The sequence below is a fragment of the Deinococcus aquaticus genome, assembly GCF_028622095.1.
Classification (GTDB): Bacteria; Deinococcota; Deinococci; order Deinococcales; family Deinococcaceae; genus Deinococcus; species Deinococcus aquaticus.
The window spans coordinates 1,162,501-1,177,715 of the sequence record NZ_CP115165.1 but is presented as its reverse complement, the minus strand read 5'-3'; the positions used below and the strand labels follow the sequence as shown (position 1 = coordinate 1,177,715).

Here is a 15,215-nt window from a genome sequence, read left to right as displayed (position 1 = left end):
GGCTCCCACTCGCTCCGCTCGGGTTGAACGGTTTTTGCAAACCATTCAACCGGAGTCCGTGTCAGTACCCGTGGTGTTTGACGACCGCGCCCTGCCCTTCGAGCCAGCGGGTGACGACGCCCACGGCGGCCTTCACGCCGGTCGTGATGATCGGGCCGCCGAACTTGGCGAGGCGCACGAGGTGCGTGCCGTCCTCGCGGGCAGTGATGCCGATCAGGACTTCCTGCGTCAGTTCGCCTTCCACGACGTGCGCCAGGACGACCCAGCCGTCGCGTCGCAGCCCGGCGTACAGGTCGAGCAGGATGACGGTCCAGCCTGCGCCCTCGTCGGCGCCTCGGCTGGCGGGGTTGCGTTCCGTGAGTTTCTCGAAGGTCTGGGGGGCGAAAGTGTCGGGCAGGGTCAGGACAGCGTGGGGCACGGTGGTGGGGTCCTCCGGGTAGGGCGCGGTGCGGCCGTGCGGGACGGGCGTATGCGCGGTGGGAATGAAGCGGGCGTGGTGGGCACCGAGGCCCAGGTCCCGCCATTTGAGGGCGTACTTGGTTTCCAGCGCGGCGGCGGGCGGTTCGGTGATCTCGGTGTGCATGACCCCGCTGGCGGCTGCCTCGGCGCACGCGAATTCAAAGTACTCGTCGTGGTCGGTGGTGAGCAGGATCATCCCGCCGGGTTTCAGGCGACTGGCCGCCAGGCGGAAGAACGGCGCGCGCAGCAGGCGGTGGTCGGTGTGCCCGGCCTTGGGCCACGGGTCAGGGAAGTTCACGACGATCAGGTCCAGGCCCGCGTGCGGGATGACTTCACGGATCAGCACGTCGGCCGGCAGTTTGGTCAGCAGGGCGTTGTCCAGACCGGCGTCCCGCAGGCGGCGGTTGGCTTTGAGCAGGGACACGCCGGACAGTTCCACGCCCAGGTAGTTGGGCGACTCGGGGAAGGTCGCGGCGTAGTGCGGCCAGAAACGGCCGTCCCCGAAGCCCACTTCCAGCACCCAGGGGCGCTCCGGGGTGTGCGGGTACAGGCGCGCGGCGCTGTCCGGGAAGTGGAAGTCACCGAGGGGGGCGATCACGCGTTCACCTCCCCGTTCAGGTCAGTGGACAGGTCGTCCGCGAGGTGGGCGGCGTCGTGCAGCACACTGGCGTACGTGTGGTCGCCGGGCGTGCACTGGCCCAGCATCCGCACGCGTTCCAGGCGGTTCACGCGGAACCCGTCGAGTTCAGTGGGGGCGGGCGTCAGGAAGCGCACCTCGTACGGGGGTTCCACGCCTTCGCCCTCGGCGCGGCGCTCGCTGCCGGTCAGCCAGATGCCGCTGGCGGTCAGGTCGTCCGCCAGAAAGTCGTACGCGACCTCGCTGAGCCGCCCGGCCTCGTCCATGGTGTCCCCCACCAGCAGGCGGCCCTTCAGGAACGCGCCGACGGCCAGCACGCACAGGCGGGCGTGCAGCTTCGGGCCTTCCCAGGTCGAGAGGACCACGTGGGTGTCCTCCTCGTCCAGCGCCGTCACGGTGCTCTGAAGCAGGTGAATGCCGGTGGTTTCCTCCACGCGGGCTTTCAGGTGCCGGTGGAATGTCCAGCCGTCCGTGTCGGGGTGCAGCGCGGCGCGCACCTCCTCGAACAGGCTACCCGGTGGGAAGGTCACGCCCTGCGTGGTCGGCTGGTACAGGTTCCCCAGGTGATCGAGCGCCTGCGAGACCAGCAGCACGTCCCGGCCCGCGCGGGCCAGCCGCCACGCCAGTTCCGTCCCGGCCAGCCCGGCGCCGACCACGGCCACGTCGTACAGGTGCCCCGGTTGCGGGCGACTTCTAGGGGAAACAGGACCAAACATCACAGGCCAGTGTAGAGGCTGGGCGCCGGAAGCGGGAGGCGGGGCGCGGGAAGGGCACCGGACCCGCGTTCCGCGTACCCTGTACGCCATGACGGACGACGCTCCCTCGAACGACGGGTTCGCATTCCGCTCGCAGGTGCGGGTGGGGGGCGTGGGGGTGCTGGCGTTCCTGAGCGAGTCGTTCCGGCATTCCGGCGCGGCGGTGTGGGCCTCAAGGCTCGCGGCGGGCGAGGTGGAGGTGCGGGGCGTGCAGGCGCGCGGGGACGAGGTGCTGCGCTCGGGCGACGTGGTGGTGTGGCACCGCCCGCCGTGGCGGGAGGAACCCGCGCCGCTGGAGTACGCGGTGCTGCTGGAGGACGCCTCGCTGGTCGCCGTGAGTAAACCGCCGGGCCTGCCCACCCTGCCCGGCGCGGGCTTCCTGACGCACACACTGCTGACGCAGGTGCGCCTACGGTTTCCGGGAGCCAGTCCGCTGCACCGCCTGGGGCGCGGCACGAGCGGCGTGGTGCTGTTCGCACGGACCGGCGAGGCCGGCTCGGCCCTGTCCCGCGCGTGGCGGGAACACGAGGTGCAGAAGGTGTACCGCGCGCTGGGAACGGGCGTGCCCACCTGGGACACCCTGGACATCCGCACGCCCATCGGGCCGGTACCGCACCCGCGCCTGGGCAGCGTGTTCGCGGCCAGTCCGGACGGCAAGGCAGCGCGCAGCGTGGCGACCGTCCGAGAGCGCAGGGGCGGGGCAACGCTGTTCGACGTGGATATTCACACCGGTCGGCCACACCAGATCCGCATTCACCTGGCCAGCGCCGGGCACCCGCTGCTGGGCGACCCGCTGTACGGGCCGGGCGGCGCGCCACTCCCGGACCTGCCGGGCCTGCCGGGCGACCTGGGGTACTGGCTGCACGCCTGGACGCTGCGGTTCCGGCACCCGCTGACCGGCCAGGAGGTCCGCGTGGAAGCACCGCCGCCCCCACGCCTCAGCCAGAGCCACCCAGACTGAGGCGTGGGGGCAGCGGATTCCGTCGGTTGCGGGCCACCCGAGCCCCACACGCTTTCCCGCCTAAATGGCATCTGAACGGAGACCCGCTGTCAGAGGGCAGACAGGGGCCATGCTGGACAGTGGGGGTGTGTGCCCCGCCCCCCCTCCCCTGCAAGGTCCGCGCTGCTGGCGCCGGGCGCGGCCGTGACGCGCGCCGGGCGGTGGCCGGGTAGCCTGAGCGGCGGGCTGCGCGAGGGTCTGCTGGGCGCGCCGTGGTGGATGTTCCTGCTGGTCGCCCTGACCCTGGCCAGCATGTCCCTGAGCGTCCTGGTGATCCGTTCGGCCAGCGGGCATCAGCGGACGCTGCTGCTGCTGGCCGACACGACCGCGCTCACGCATCAGCTGGAAGCGCTGGACTGGCGGGCCATCAGCGGCGAACCGCTGGACGCCTCTTTCTGGCTGGACCTGGACCGCTGCGTCAGGCTGGCCCGGCAGCGGGAGGCCGAGCTGCGGCGGGCGGCGGCCCGCGAGAACCGCCTGATTCCCGTGAGCTGGCTGCCGCTGCGCCCGACCCTGCCGCCCGGTGTGACCCTCCCGGCAGCCGCAGTCACGCTGGGCGAGTACCGCGAGGCGACCACGCAGGAACTCGCGCTGATCCGCCAGGGGGACCGGCAGGCGGCCCGCGAGCTTGACGCGGCGCGCGTGGACCCGCTCTCGGAGCGGCTGGGGGTCATGATCTCGGAGCGGCTGGGGGTCATGATCTCGGCGCTGCGGGTCCGGCAGACCTGGGACGCCCGCGTGAGCCTGCAACTGGCCGCGCTGCTGGGCATCCTGACGCTGCTGATCTCGCTGGTGACGGTGACGCTGCTCTCGGCGCGGTTGCGGCGCAGCCTTCAGCGGGCGCGGACCCTGGAACGCGAGGGGCAGGCGCAGCGGGAACGGGAGGAACGCGATTCACTGACCGGCCTGTGGAACCGGGGCGGGCTGGCACGGCAGTACGTGCACTGGGCCGGGCTGGGGCCGCTGAGCGTGGTCGTGCTGGACCTCAACCGCCTGAAGGTCATCAACGACCTGGGCGGGCACGCCGCCGGGGACGCCCACCTGCGGCGCGTGGCGCTGGCACTGCTGGAGGTCACGGAACCGCTGGGACTGGTGGCGCGCTGGGGCGGCGACGAGTTCGTGATGCTGCTCCCGGCCCTGGATGCCGGGCAGGCCGCCGGGGTGGCCGGGCGGGCCCTGGCGCTGCTGGAAACGCCGGGCGAGCCGCTGCCTCCCTTCGCGTTCGGCGTGAGCGCCGTGCAGGGCGTGTCGTCGCTGGAGCGGTCGCTGGCGCTGGCCGACGCCGCCATGTACGAACACAAGGAAGGGCAGCGCCGCGACGCCGAGCAGCGGGGAGGCGGGCGGCTGGGGCCCAGCGTCGAGGAGTTCACGTCGCGCCTGGAACAGCTGGAAACGCCGCAGGACGTGCTGGGCGAGGGCCTGATGCTGGCGCGGCAGGTGCTGGACTTTCACGCCAGCGTGTACCTGGAACGGACGGGCGAGGACTTCGTGCTGCGCGAACTGAGCGGCGACCTGCCGCCCAGCGCGGCCCGGGCCCTGACGGAACGTGCCTACCGCGCCGGGACGGGCCTGACCGGTCAGGTGATCGCGGACAGCGCGGCGCACTGGAGTAACGATTACCCGGACCATCCCGGCGCGCTGGACGCCTGGGTGCAGGCCGGCCTGAAAAGTACGCTGCTGGTGCCCGTGCGGTACGGGGGCCGCGTGATGGGCGTGCTGGGCCTGTTGCAGTTCGGGTCGTGGCGGGTCGTCACGCCCCAGGCGCGCCGCCTGACCGAGGCGGTCGCCTCCCGGCTGGGGCACACCTTCGAGCGGCTTCAGGCGGTCGAGACGGTCCGCAGCGCCCTTCAGGGCGGCCTGCTGGCGCTGGGCGTGGCGCTGGAGGAACGCGACCTGGAAACGGCCGGGCACACCGCGCGGGTCGTGGACCTCTCGGCGCAGCTGGGCCGGCAACTGGGCCTGCACGACGCGAAACTGGACGCGCTGCGCCAGGGGGCGTCCCTGCACGACATCGGCAAGCTGGTCATTCCGGACGCCATTCTGCTCAAGCCCGGCCCGCTGGACGAGCAGGAGTGGCAGGTCATGCGCCACCACGCCGAGCGGGGGTACGAGATCGCGCACCGGCTGTCGGGGCTGATGCCGGCCACGCTGGACGTCATCCGCTCTCACCATGAGCGCTGGGACGGGCGCGGCTACCCGGACGGACTGGCCGGCGAGGCCATTCCGCTGGCCGCCCGGATTTTCGCTGTCTGCGACGTGTACGACGCCCTCACGCACGTCCGCCCGTACAAGGAGGCGTGGTCGCACGCGGCGGCCATCGCCGAGATCCGCGCGCAGAGCGGCACGCAGTTCGACCCGCAGGTCGTCGAGCAGTTCGTCGCGCTGATCGAGGGCAGCCGCCACCCTGACGCGGCCCGGCCGACACCGGACCTTCCGGGCACCGGGCACCCCTGATACGGACTCCGGTTGAATGGCTTGCACAGCCGTTCAACCCGGGCGGATAGCACGAGAAGAACGGCTTCCGGGCGGGCTTCAGCGGTCGGTGTCGGCGGTGTAGGTGCCGTCCGCGCGGCCCTGGAAGGTCACGGTCCCCTGACGGTCGGTGCGGTACACGCGCGCGCCGCTCTGGCGGTACAGGCGCAGCGCCGAATCGGTCGGGTGCCCGTAACTGTTCTGCCCGACGCTGATGACCACGTTCTGCGGCCGCACGCTCGCCAGCCACCCGACGGTGTCCCCGTTGGCGGCCCCGTGGTGAATGCTCTTGTAGACCTGGAAGGGTCCGCGCAGGTCCGCGCGTTCCTGCGCCATCCACCCCTCGGTTTCCGGGCTTTCGCTGTCGCCGGTCAGCAGGGCGCGGAACTCCCCGAACTGCACGGCCAGGCCGACGCTGTTGAGGTTCTGATCGTCGGGCATGCCGGGCGGGGGCGCAATGACGCGCAGTTTCACACTCCCCAGGTTCACGGTCTGGTTACTGGCCTTCGTGAAGGTGGCGTCCACACCCTGGAGAGCCTTCACGAGCCGCTCCCAGGTCTGGGTGGTGCCGCCCATGCCGTTGTTGATGAACAGGCGGGGTTTCAGGGCGGCGGCCGGCACGAGGCCCGCGATGTGGTCGGCGTCGGCGTGCGTGGCGATCATCAGGTCCAGGCGGGTCACGCCGTACTTCTCCAGCTGATCGCTGAGGCGCTCGGCGCTGCGGCCCCCGTCGATCAGGGCGGTCTTCCCTTCCGGGCTGCGGATCAGGATGGCGTCGCCCTGCCCCACATCCAGAAACCGGATGGTGACCTGCGCGCCGGCCGGGGCGGTCGTGGCTGGCCCGCTGGTGGGTGCGTCGCTGCCGCCATCCTGGTTGCGGATCCAGCCGCACGCGGCGAGACTGCCGGTCACGACCAGCACCAGCACGCCCAGCAGGTCCGAGGAACTGGGTCCGGAGCGGCCCTTCCCGGCACGGCGGCCCGTGCGGGCGCCGGCCTTCGCACTACTGGCCTTCGGGGTGCTGGCCTTCGTGCTGGACGCCCTGGTACTCCCGGTCTTTGCGGCGGCTGCCTTCGTGGAGGCTGCGGTGGCGGAGGCTTTGGTGGGGGTGGCCTTCGGGGCGGCAGTTTTCGTGGTGCCTGCCCGGCTGGGGGTGGGGGCTTCTTTCCTGGGTGCTCTGGGACTCACAGGTTGATCTCTCCGTCCTCGTTGACTGACAGGTCTGCTGACAGTGGGTGGCTTGATGGGTCGCGGCCCTGTTCGTTCAGGGCGTCCAGGGTCGCCTGGCTGGCGGCGCGGCGCGCGGCACTGCCGTCGGCCAGCAGGCGCAGAATCAGGCCGTCCGGGCCGTCGTCCACGGCCAGCAGGTCGCCCTCCCGCAGGCCGGGGGGCAGGTCGGTCAGGGGGCGGTCCACGGTCTGCCCGTCCGGGCGTTCCAGCCGCGCGACCGGGCCGTGCGGCGTCGGTTCGATGCCGTCCACCGTCCAGACTTCCGGGGCGTGTCCCGGTCGGGGCGGCGCCAACTGGGTGGGGGTCGACTGGGTCGGGGGGCTGGCCGGTGCGGGCGGCCCGTCCGGCTGCGTGGATTCTGTTTCAGGACGAACGGATTCCGGCTTCACGCCCCCAGCGTAGCCTACCCGGCCGTGTCCCGCACCGAAAGAGTTCACGCCAGGCACCCGCCCACCGCGCCAGGGTCCGCCGCAGCCAGGGCGTGGCCCGCAGCAGTTTCCGGTGACCGGGTTCATCCAGGGTTCATGACAGAACTGTCACAGGTTCTGCCACCCTGAATCCCGCCGCTGCTCTGACGGTTACTCCATCAACTGCTGACGCTGACGTTTCGCGCTGTACATGCGCGCGTCGGCGCGGCTCACCCATTCGCTCACGGAATCCTCCGGGTAGGCCGGTGCCAGCCCCACGTTCAGGCGTGGTGTCGGCACGGCCCACACCTGATCCCTCAGTTCATCCAGCAGGTCCTGAACGCCCCGCAGCGCCTCAGCCTCCCGGCTAGGCAGCAGGGCCGCGAACTCGTCGCCACCCAGCCGGAACACGTGCCCGCCGTTCAGCGTCAGGCGGTCCAGCATCTGCCCGACCTGCACCAGCACCTGATCGCCCACGTCATGCCCGAACTCGTCGTTCACGCGCTTGAAATCCTGAAGGTCCATCACGGCCAGCGTGTGCGGCTCGCCCCGGCGCACGCCCAGCAGGGCCGCCTCGCTGCGCTCCGTGAACCGGCGGCGGTTCCACAGGCCCGTCAGGGGGTCCGTGTGCGCCTCGCGCTCCACCCGTTCGTGCAGCGTGGCGTTCTCTAGCGCGATGCTCAGGTGCACGCCCAGTAACTCCAGGAATTCCAGGTCCTCGGGCGTGAAGGCGTTCAGGGCGTAACTCTGCACGGACAGCACGCCCGTCACCGCGCCCGCCTGAAGCGGCACGCCCATCCAAGACAGCGTGGACGGCAGGTCAGACCGGTGGTGCACCCGCACGACGCCCAGCCGCTCGCGTTCCAGGTACGCCGGCAGGTCGTTTTCCAGGCGCAGGCGGCCTTCCAGCACGCGTTCCAGCAGCCCGTCGGGGCGCAGGCCTATGAACTGCTCGGACAGGTTGTTGCTTTCCAGAGTCAGGCAGTGCCAGCCGCCCTGCGGGGTCCGGAGGGCCAGCAGTGTGACGGGCGTGTCGAACAGTACCCGCACCTGCGCATGCATGGCGCGCAGCAACTCGTCGGTGCGCACGTGCCGTGAGAGTACCGCCGTCACCTGAATCAGGGACCGGTACCGGGCAATCTGCCTGTGCGAGTCGGTGGCGTGGTCGTTCAACTTGCTCAGCAGTGTGGCACGCGCCGCCTGTCACGACTCTGACGCGCCCCCACCCCCCACGCGACCCTGAACGGTTCATGCAGGCATTGCAGGATTCGGGGACATTCCCGCGTGCCGGGCGGGCGTATGCTGCGCGGTATGAAGTGGCTTTCCGACCCGGCACTTGCGCCCATCGTGGAGAAGGTCGAGGCGGGCGAGCGCCTGACCTTCGCCGAGGGCATGCAGCTGTACGACACCCGCGACCTGAACACCCTGATGCGACTGGCGAACCTGCGCAAGCAGCAGCTGCACGGCGACCGGGTGTACTTCGTGCACTCCATGCGCCTTGAATTCACGAACATCTGCTACGTGGGCTGCACCTTCTGCGCGTTCGCCGCGCACAAGAACGAGGAACGCGCCTGGGATTACGACCCGCAGCAGGTGGCCGAACAGGTCCGCCGCCGCTACGTGCCCGGCATCACCGAACTGCACATGAGCAGCGGCCACCACCCCAACCACAAGTGGGAGTACTACCCCGAGATGGTACGCGGCCTGCGCGAAGCCTTCCCTGACCTGCAGGTCAAGGCGTTCACCGCCGCCGAGATCGAGCACCTGAGCAAGATCAGCAAGAAACCCACCCTGGACGTCCTGCGCGACCTCCAGGCCGCCGGACTGGCCGCCATGCCCGGCGGCGGCGCCGAGATCTTCGCAGACCGCGTGCGCCTCCAGGTCGCCAAAAACAAGGTCAAGGCCGAGAAATGGCTGCAGATTCACAGCGAGGCGCACTCCCTGGGCATGCGCACCAACGCCACCATGCTGTACGGACACATCGAGACCCTCGAAGAACGCCTGGATCACATGGACCGCCTGCGTACCCTGCAAGACGACTCCGTGGCCCGCTTCGGCGGCGGCTTCCACGCGTTCATTCCGCTGGCGTTCCAGCCGCTCGGGAACAACCTCGCGCAGAACCTCGGCAAGACCGATTTCACCACCGGCCTCGACGACCTGCGCAACCTCGCCGTGGCCCGCATCTACCTCGATAACTTCCCGCACATCAAGGGCTACTGGGTCATGATCGGCAGCGAACTCACTCAGGTCAGCCTCGACTGGGGCGTGTCCGACATCGACGGCACCATCCAGGAAGAACACATCGCGCACGCCGCCGGAGCGACCAGCCCCATGAAACTCAGCGAGCAGGGCATGATCCGCATGATCCAGCACGCCGGCCGCACCCCCGTCCTGCGCGACGCGTACTACAACGAACTCCAGACCTTCCCCCGCACCCCGGCCACCGAAGCCGCCGACTGACCGCCGGTGTCCAGTCAGCCTGTGCCCGGCCCGCCCAGCGACCTCGACCTGATCCTCGCCCTGGACGACCGCTGGAACGCCGCGTACCACCACCGCGACCCAGGGCGCCTGGACACCGTCCTGGCCGACGACTGGCTGGGCTTCTACCACGACGGCACCACCGTCACGAAACAGGAACTCCTGACCGGCATGCAGACCAACCCCACCACCCCACTGATCTTCGAACGGCACGCCGCCCGCCTGCACGGCGACACGGCCATCACGCGCGGCACCCTCTACGCCGCAGGCATGCGCGTGCAGAGCTTCCTGCGCGTCTACGCCCGCCAGGACGAACACTGGCAGGCCGTCAGCGTGCAGGTGATCCCGTGAGCGGGTCCATGGCGGATGGCGGATGGCAGATGGCGCAGACCGAGGCTGATTCCTCTCCATCACCCATCACCCATCACCCATCACCGCGCCCCCCCGGCGCGCCGTACCGTGCAGGTTGGATTCATTTCACGAATGTTGCGCCGATTCTGGATTCGCTGGTGCTGCCGGAGGGTGTGAGTGCCATCACGGGCGTGCCGACGCAGATGAATGCGGCGCTGCTGTCGGGTGAGGTGGATATTGCGAATATCAGCGCTGTGGAGTTCATCCGGAACGCGGATGTGCTGGAGGCCCTGCCGGATTTCAGTGTGGCGGTGCTGGGGCCGGTGTACTCGGTAAACCTGTTTCACACGCGGCCGCTGGAGGAGTTGCGGCGGGTGGCGCTGACGGCGCAGTCGGCGATGAGTGTGGCGCTGCTGGAGGTACTGCTGCGCGAGCGGGGCCTGAGCCCGGTGCTGGAGCGCGCCGAGGGTGAGGCGGAGGCGCTGCTGGCGCAGGGGTTCGATGGGGTGCTGCGGATCGGGGACAGTGCGCTGCGTGAGTGGTACGGGGTGGTGGGGCCGCTGACGCCGGAGACGACCATGACCAGCCTGCCGCACTCGGCGCGGGGGATCAGCGTGACGGATCTGGCAGAAGAGTGGTTCCGCCTGACGGGGCATCCGTTCACGTTCGCAGTGTGGGCGTACCGCAAGGACCGCCCGCCACCGCCCGCGCTGGTGCAGGCGATGCGGGAGGCGCGGCGCGACGGGATCGGGCATCTGGCGGACGTGGCGGCGCGGCACGCGCGGAAGCTGGGGTTGCCGGAGCGGGTGGTGCAGCATTACCTGTGGAACTTCCGGTACCACCTGGAAGCGCCGGACCGGCTGGGGCTGCACGAGTTCGCGGCGAAGGCCGTGCCGGGGCACGCGCCCCTGACGTTCGGGCCGAGGCCAGGGCAGGAATGATGCGGACTCCGATTGAATGGCTGGCAAAGCCGTTCAATCCGAGCGGATGCGAGTAGGAGAGAAACGGGTTCCGGACGTGGAGTGGGCAGATCGGTGGTGTTCCGATCTGTCAACGAAACAGACGGAATCCGTATGACGCGTAGGAGGGCCGGACTGCGCTGCACATCCGGCCCCCTGTCCTCGGTCAGCCGTCTGCGAGGGCGGCCATGAACGCGGCGGCGTAGCGCACGCCTCTGGCGAAGTCGCGCCGGAGGATGTTCTCGTTGGGTGCGTGAACGCGGCCGCCGATGTTCCCGATGCCCAGCGCGATGACGGGCGCGCCGACGTACTGCATGAAGGGGTGCATGGGGCCGCTGCCGCCGGAGCTGGGGTTCAGGATGGGTTCCTGGCCGTGAACGTCGCGGGCCACGCGGATGGCCGCCCTCACGAAGGGGTCGCTCAGGTCGCTGCGGGCGGGGTGCTGGTGGCTTTCCAATTCGATGATCTCAATGTCGCTGAAGCCCTGCGCGTCCAGGTGGGCGCGCAGAAGCTCCACAATCCGGTCCGGGTGCTGGTCGGGCACGAGGCGGAAGTCGAGTTTCACCATGCCCTCGGCGGGCAGGACAGTCTTGCTGCCCTGACCCTCGTACCCGCCGTGGAAGCCGTTGACGTTCACAACGGGCTTGAGGTTCAGGCGGGTGTGGTAGTCGCTGCCGTCACTCAGGGGGCGGGTCACGTTGTACGTGTCGCGCAGCGCATCGCCCCGGCCCTGAAGCTGGGCGATGGCGTTCAGGTCAGCTTCGCTGGGGGCGCGCACGTCGTCGTGGAAGCCGGGGATCAGGACCGTGCCGTCGGGGCCACGCAGGCTGGCGACGGCAGCGGCCAGTCGCCACAGGGGGTTGTCCACGACCGCGCCGTTACTGCTGTGCAGGTCGCTGGCGGCCACGCGGCAGCGCAGTTCGACGCAGATGATGCCTTTCAGTCCGGCGTACAGGACGGGGCGGCCTTCGGGTGTGATGCTCCCGAATTCCCACCACACGCCGTCGGCTTTCAGGTCGCTGGCGTGTTCGGCCAGAAAGCCTTCGAGGCTGGGGCTGCCGACCTCTTCCTCGCCCTCGATCAACCACTTGACCTTCAGCGGCAGTTGCCCGCCGCGCGCGTCTTTCAGGGCGCGCAGTCCGGCGAGGCGCGAGATGAACTCGCCCTTATCGTCGCTGGCGCCGCGTCCGTACAGGCGACCGTCGCGTTCGGTCAGTTCGAACGGCGGGGTGTCCCAGAGGTCAGCGGGATCCTCGGGTTGCACGTCGTAGTGGTTGTAGATCAGCAGCGTGAAGGGACCGTCGCCCGCCTCGGCCAGCAGGATCGGGGCGACCTGACCGGGGTACTCGCGGACGGTGAAGCCCTCGGTTTCCAGCAGGCGCGTGACGGCCTGAGCGGCCTCGGGAAGGTGGCGGCCCTGCGCGGAGACACTGGGAATGGCGACGAGGTCGGCGAGGTCACGCAGGCCGCGTTCGGTGTGCGCGGCGAGGTCGGCGGCGGTGGGTTGTGTCATGCCCGCAGGCTACGGGAGTTACGCGCCGAGTGCGAGTGCCACTGCTGTCCCACCCCGCCCAGCTTCACTGTTTGAAGTCGTGCGGGTGCCCCTTGTGCCAGTTCCAGGCGGTCTGCACGATGTCTTTCAGGTTCGTGAACTGCGGTTTGAAGCCCAGTTCCTCGCGGATGCGGGTGGCGTCGGCCACGAGGCGGGGGGGGTCCCCGGCGCGGCGGGGGGCGAGTTCGCGGTTCAGGGGCGTGCCGATCACGTCGTCCACGGTGTCGAGCACTTCCTTGACGCTGAAGCCGTGGCCCAGGCCCACGTTGAAGGTGCCCTCGGTGCGCTGCCCGGCCAGCAGGGCCTCGACGGCCAGTACGTGCGCGTCGGCGAGGTCCTGCACGTGCACGTAGTCGCGGATGCAGGTGCCGTCCGGGGTGGGGTAGTCGTCCCCGAAGATGAACATCTTCTCGCGCTGGCCCAGGGCGGTCAGGGCGGCCAGTTCGATCAGGTGGGATTTACCGGCGTGCGCCTCACCGATGTCGCCCTCGGGGGCCGCGCCGCACACGTTGAAGTACCGCAGGACCGTGTACGGCAGGCCGTGCGCCGTGTGGAAGGCGTGAATCATGTTCTCGGTCATGAGTTTCGTCTCGCCGTACACGCTCTCGGGCTGCATGGCGGCGTTCTCGGGGATGGGCACGAGGTCGGTGGTGCCGTACACGGCGGCCGTCGAGGAGAACACCAGCGGCACCTTGCGGGTCTCGGTGATGGCCTGAAGCAGGTTCAGGCTGCCGACCACGTTGTTGCGGTAGTAGCGGGCCGGGGCGCGCATGCTCTCGCCCACCTCGATCAGCGCGGCGAAGTGAATCACGGCGTCCGGCTGGTGGGCGTTCAGGGCGGCGCGGACAGCGTCGGCGTCCAGCAGGTCGCCGCGCACCAGGGGAACCTCGGCGGGCAGGGCCTCGGCGTGCCCGCTGGACAGGTTGTCGAACACCACGGGCGTGTGCCCGGCCCGGATCAGTTGCCGGACCGTGTGAGAACCGATGTACCCTGCGCCGCCCACCACGAGAATCTTCATGAGGCCCAGGGTAGTGCAGGAACAGCCGGGGCGTGACGGATCAGGCTGGGCGGGTCAGTCGGGTCAGGTGAGGCAGGTCAGCCTTGCGTTGCAGGCCGTGGCCGGGGCGCGGCGGGAGCGGTGGTGCCGCGCACGACCAGCCGGGTGGGCAGCGTGACGGGCGGCGCGGGGTGCCCGGCCAGCAGGGTCAGGATGGCCTGCCCGACCTGCTCACCCTTGTCGCTGGTGGGCTGCCAGACGGTCGTGAGGTTCAGGCTCTCGCTGCTGGGCAGGTCGTCGTACCCGATCACGCTGAGGTCCTCCGGGACGCGCAGGCCCAGGCTGGCAGCGGCCCGCAGCGCCCCCTGGGCGAGCACGTCGCTCATGCACAGGACGGCCGTGATGTCCGGGTGATCGCGCAGCAGGTCCAGGGTCAGGGCCTCGCCGGCCTGCGGGGTGTTGTGGATGACCTCGGCGGGGTGCAGGGTGACGTCCGGGTGGGCGTGCGTGGCGGCGCGGTAGCCGCGCAGGCGCTGGCCGCTGGTGCGGTAACTGACCTGCGCCTCGCGGGCAGGACTGACCGGGCCGCTGGCGCGCTGCTCGGACAGTTCCAGGCACAGCACGCCCAGTTGCCGGTGTCCGAGGTCCAGCAGGTGCGCGGCGGCGGCCTGCGCGCCCCCGGCGTCGTCGATGCCGATGTTCACGGCCTCCTCGTGCCGTTCCTGATCGACCAGCACGGTGGGCAGGCCGCGTTCCAGCACGGCGCGCAGCAGGGGGCTGTCCTCGGCGGCGCAGTACACGATGAAGCCGTCCACGCTGGCACTGCGGACCGGGCCGGTGGGGTCGTGGGTGGGGGCTCCGGCGGGGGGGTGCGGCGCGGCGTGTGGACTGGCGAGCAGCAGCACATTCAGGTCGTGGTGCTGCACGGCGCGGGTCACGCTGCCCAGGAACAGGGCGGCGGCGGGGTCCGCGAAGGCGTATTCCAGTGGGGCGTCGTACACCACGCCCAGCACGCCGGTGCGGCCCCGGCGCAGGCTGCGGGCCAGGGGGTCGGGGCCGGTGTACCCGAGGTCGCGGGCGGCCTGCAGGATGCGCTGGCGCAGGTCCGCGCTCAGCTGGTCGGGCCGGTTGTAGGCGTTACTGACAGTGGCGACGCTAACGCCCAGGGCGCGGGCCACGTCCCGCAGGGTGATGCGGCCGCCGGGGGCGGTGGGCTTGGCGGGGGGCATGCTGGAATGGTAGCGTATCCGCAACCGGTCTGAAACGATTCAGATCCCAGATACCAGACCCGCTACCGCCCTGCCCGCCGCGCCTCTCCACTCCTGCCACCACCGAGGTTCCCATGACGGTCCCCACCAGCCCCAAGCCCACCCAGGACCGACCCGGCGAGGCGGCCCGCCGCGCCCTGAGCGTGATCTTCCTGATCAACGGCGCGCTGTTCGCCACCTGGGCCGTCAACATTCCCGGCGTGCGCGACCACCTGAACCTGAACGAAGCGCAACTCGGCGCGGCCCTGCTCGCCGTCGGGCTGGGCAGCCTGTGTAGCATGACCCTGACCGGCACCTGGACCGCCCGTTACGGCAGTCACCGCGTCACCTGGATGGCCGCCGTGCTGTGCATGCTGTCACTGCTGCCCCCCTTCCTGGCCCCCAGCCTGCCGACCCTGATCGCGGCCCTGGCCGTCCTGGGAGCCGCGAACGGCAGCATGGACGTCGCCATGAACGCGCAGGGCGTCACGGTCGAACAGCGACTGGCCCGACCGGTCATGAGCCGCCTGCACGCCTACTTCAGCCTGGGCGGCGTGATCGGCGCGGCGCTAGGTACCCTGCTGGTCGGCCGCTTCCCCATGACCACCCACGCACTGCTCGTCACGGTCGTCACCGTCGCGGCGGCCCTGCTGGCTGGCCGCGCCCTGCTG

14 protein-coding genes (1 of these 14 running past the window's edge) are annotated in these 15,215 nt (G+C 70.3%); 6 read left to right on the top strand and 8 right to left on the bottom strand.

Features of this window, described 5'->3' with window-relative positions; genetic code table 11:
- Positions 1–61 precede the first annotated feature (61 nt).
- Together trmB and M8445_RS05730 are read right to left on the bottom strand one after the other, a co-directional pair.
- A complete protein-coding gene (trmB, locus tag M8445_RS05735; RefSeq protein WP_273990312.1) occupies positions 62–1,057 on the bottom strand; it encodes a tRNA (guanine(46)-N(7))-methyltransferase TrmB in 996 nt (331 codons plus the stop codon).
- The gene (locus M8445_RS05730; RefSeq protein ID WP_273990311.1) at positions 1,054–1,812 is read right to left on the bottom strand and encodes an FAD-dependent oxidoreductase; all 759 of its coding nucleotides are present in this window, start codon (positions 1,810–1,812) and stop codon (positions 1,054–1,056) included. Before M8445_RS05730 ends, trmB begins: the two co-directional genes overlap by 4 nt.
- Before the next feature lie 88 nt (positions 1,813–1,900).
- Between M8445_RS05730 and M8445_RS05725 the strand changes: the two genes are divergently transcribed.
- Together M8445_RS05725 and M8445_RS05720 are read left to right on the top strand one after the other, a co-directional pair.
- Positions 1,901–2,812: an RluA family pseudouridine synthase gene (locus tag M8445_RS05725; protein ID WP_273990309.1), complete on the top strand. Its 912-nt coding sequence runs from the start codon at positions 1,901–1,903 to the stop codon at positions 2,810–2,812.
- 129 nt (positions 2,813–2,941) lie between these two features.
- Entirely contained in the window at positions 2,942–5,305 is a 2,364-nt protein-coding gene (locus M8445_RS05720) for an HD domain-containing phosphohydrolase (protein ID WP_273990308.1), read from the top strand.
- A 78-nt stretch (positions 5,306–5,383) separates the two neighbouring features.
- Here the strand turns inward: M8445_RS05720 and M8445_RS05715 are convergent, their stop codons facing one another.
- The 3 genes from M8445_RS05715 to M8445_RS05705 all read right to left on the bottom strand — a co-directional run bounded on the left by M8445_RS05715 (position 5,384) and on the right by M8445_RS05705 (position 8,133).
- Entirely contained in the window at positions 5,384–6,511 is a 1,128-nt protein-coding gene (locus M8445_RS05715) for a ComEC/Rec2 family competence protein (RefSeq protein ID WP_273990306.1), read from the bottom strand.
- A complete protein-coding gene (locus tag M8445_RS05710; protein WP_273990305.1) occupies positions 6,508–6,942 on the bottom strand; it encodes a DUF3006 domain-containing protein in 435 nt (144 codons plus the stop codon). The genes M8445_RS05715 and M8445_RS05710 overlap by 4 nt, the downstream gene beginning before the upstream one ends.
- Before the next feature lie 189 nt (positions 6,943–7,131).
- Positions 7,132–8,133, bottom strand: coding sequence for a GGDEF domain-containing protein (locus M8445_RS05705; RefSeq protein ID WP_273990304.1), 1,002 nt, complete (start codon positions 8,131–8,133; stop codon positions 7,132–7,134).
- 138 nt (positions 8,134–8,271) lie between these two features.
- Between M8445_RS05705 and mqnE the strand changes: the two genes are divergently transcribed.
- The 3 genes from mqnE to M8445_RS05690 are packed head-to-tail and all read left to right on the top strand — an operon-like array spanning position 8,272 to position 10,730.
- Positions 8,272–9,420: an aminofutalosine synthase MqnE gene (gene mqnE, locus M8445_RS05700; RefSeq protein WP_273990302.1), complete on the top strand. Its 1,149-nt coding sequence runs from the start codon at positions 8,272–8,274 to the stop codon at positions 9,418–9,420.
- Between the two features lie 6 nt (positions 9,421–9,426).
- Entirely contained in the window at positions 9,427–9,789 is a 363-nt protein-coding gene (locus M8445_RS05695; protein ID WP_273990301.1) for a nuclear transport factor 2 family protein, read from the top strand.
- 29 nt (positions 9,790–9,818) lie between these two features.
- Positions 9,819–10,730 carry a menaquinone biosynthetic enzyme MqnA/MqnD family protein gene (locus M8445_RS05690; protein WP_420704102.1) on the top strand — a complete coding sequence of 304 codons (912 nt, stop codon included), beginning with the start codon at positions 9,819–9,821 and terminating at the stop codon, positions 10,728–10,730.
- A 184-nt stretch (positions 10,731–10,914) separates the two neighbouring features.
- Here M8445_RS05690 and M8445_RS05685 read toward each other — a convergent pair whose 3' ends face one another.
- From M8445_RS05685 to M8445_RS05675, 3 genes are all read right to left on the bottom strand, one after another.
- Entirely contained in the window at positions 10,915–12,261 is a 1,347-nt protein-coding gene (locus M8445_RS05685) for a M20/M25/M40 family metallo-hydrolase (protein ID WP_273990299.1), read from the bottom strand.
- 64 nt (positions 12,262–12,325) lie between these two features.
- The gene (galE, locus tag M8445_RS05680; protein ID WP_273990298.1) at positions 12,326–13,318 is read right to left on the bottom strand and encodes a UDP-glucose 4-epimerase GalE; all 993 of its coding nucleotides are present in this window, start codon (positions 13,316–13,318) and stop codon (positions 12,326–12,328) included.
- Between the two features lie 77 nt (positions 13,319–13,395).
- Positions 13,396–14,526: a substrate-binding domain-containing protein gene (locus tag M8445_RS05675; protein ID WP_273990297.1), complete on the bottom strand. Its 1,131-nt coding sequence runs from the start codon at positions 14,524–14,526 to the stop codon at positions 13,396–13,398.
- 113 nt (positions 14,527–14,639) lie between these two features.
- Here M8445_RS05675 and M8445_RS05670 point away from each other — a divergent pair, with 113 nt between their 5' ends.
- Positions 14,640–15,215, top strand: the 5' end (the start) of a protein-coding gene (locus tag M8445_RS05670) for an MFS transporter (RefSeq protein ID WP_273990295.1). It continues 657 nt past the right edge of the window; only the first 576 of its 1,233 coding nucleotides appear in the window; its start codon is at positions 14,640–14,642; the stop codon falls past the right edge of the window.

Coding starts and splice junctions, on each gene's coding strand:
- M8445_RS05725 (WP_273990309.1), top strand. CDS start 1,901: ATGACGGACGACGCTCCCTCGAACGACGGGTTCGCATTCCGCTCGCAG.
- M8445_RS05690 (WP_420704102.1), top strand. CDS start 9,819: ATGGCGCAGACCGAGGCTGATTCCTCTCCATCACCCATCACCCATCAC.
- mqnE (WP_273990302.1), top strand. CDS start 8,272: ATGAAGTGGCTTTCCGACCCGGCACTTGCGCCCATCGTGGAGAAGGTC.
- galE (WP_273990298.1), bottom strand. CDS start 13,318: ATGAAGATTCTCGTGGTGGGCGGCGCAGGGTACATCGGTTCTCACACG.
- M8445_RS05685 (WP_273990299.1), bottom strand. CDS start 12,261: ATGACACAACCCACCGCCGCCGACCTCGCCGCGCACACCGAACGCGGC.
- M8445_RS05675 (WP_273990297.1), bottom strand. CDS start 14,526: ATGCCCCCCGCCAAGCCCACCGCCCCCGGCGGCCGCATCACCCTGCGG.
- M8445_RS05730 (WP_273990311.1), bottom strand. CDS start 1,812: ATGTTTGGTCCTGTTTCCCCTAGAAGTCGCCCGCAACCGGGGCACCTG.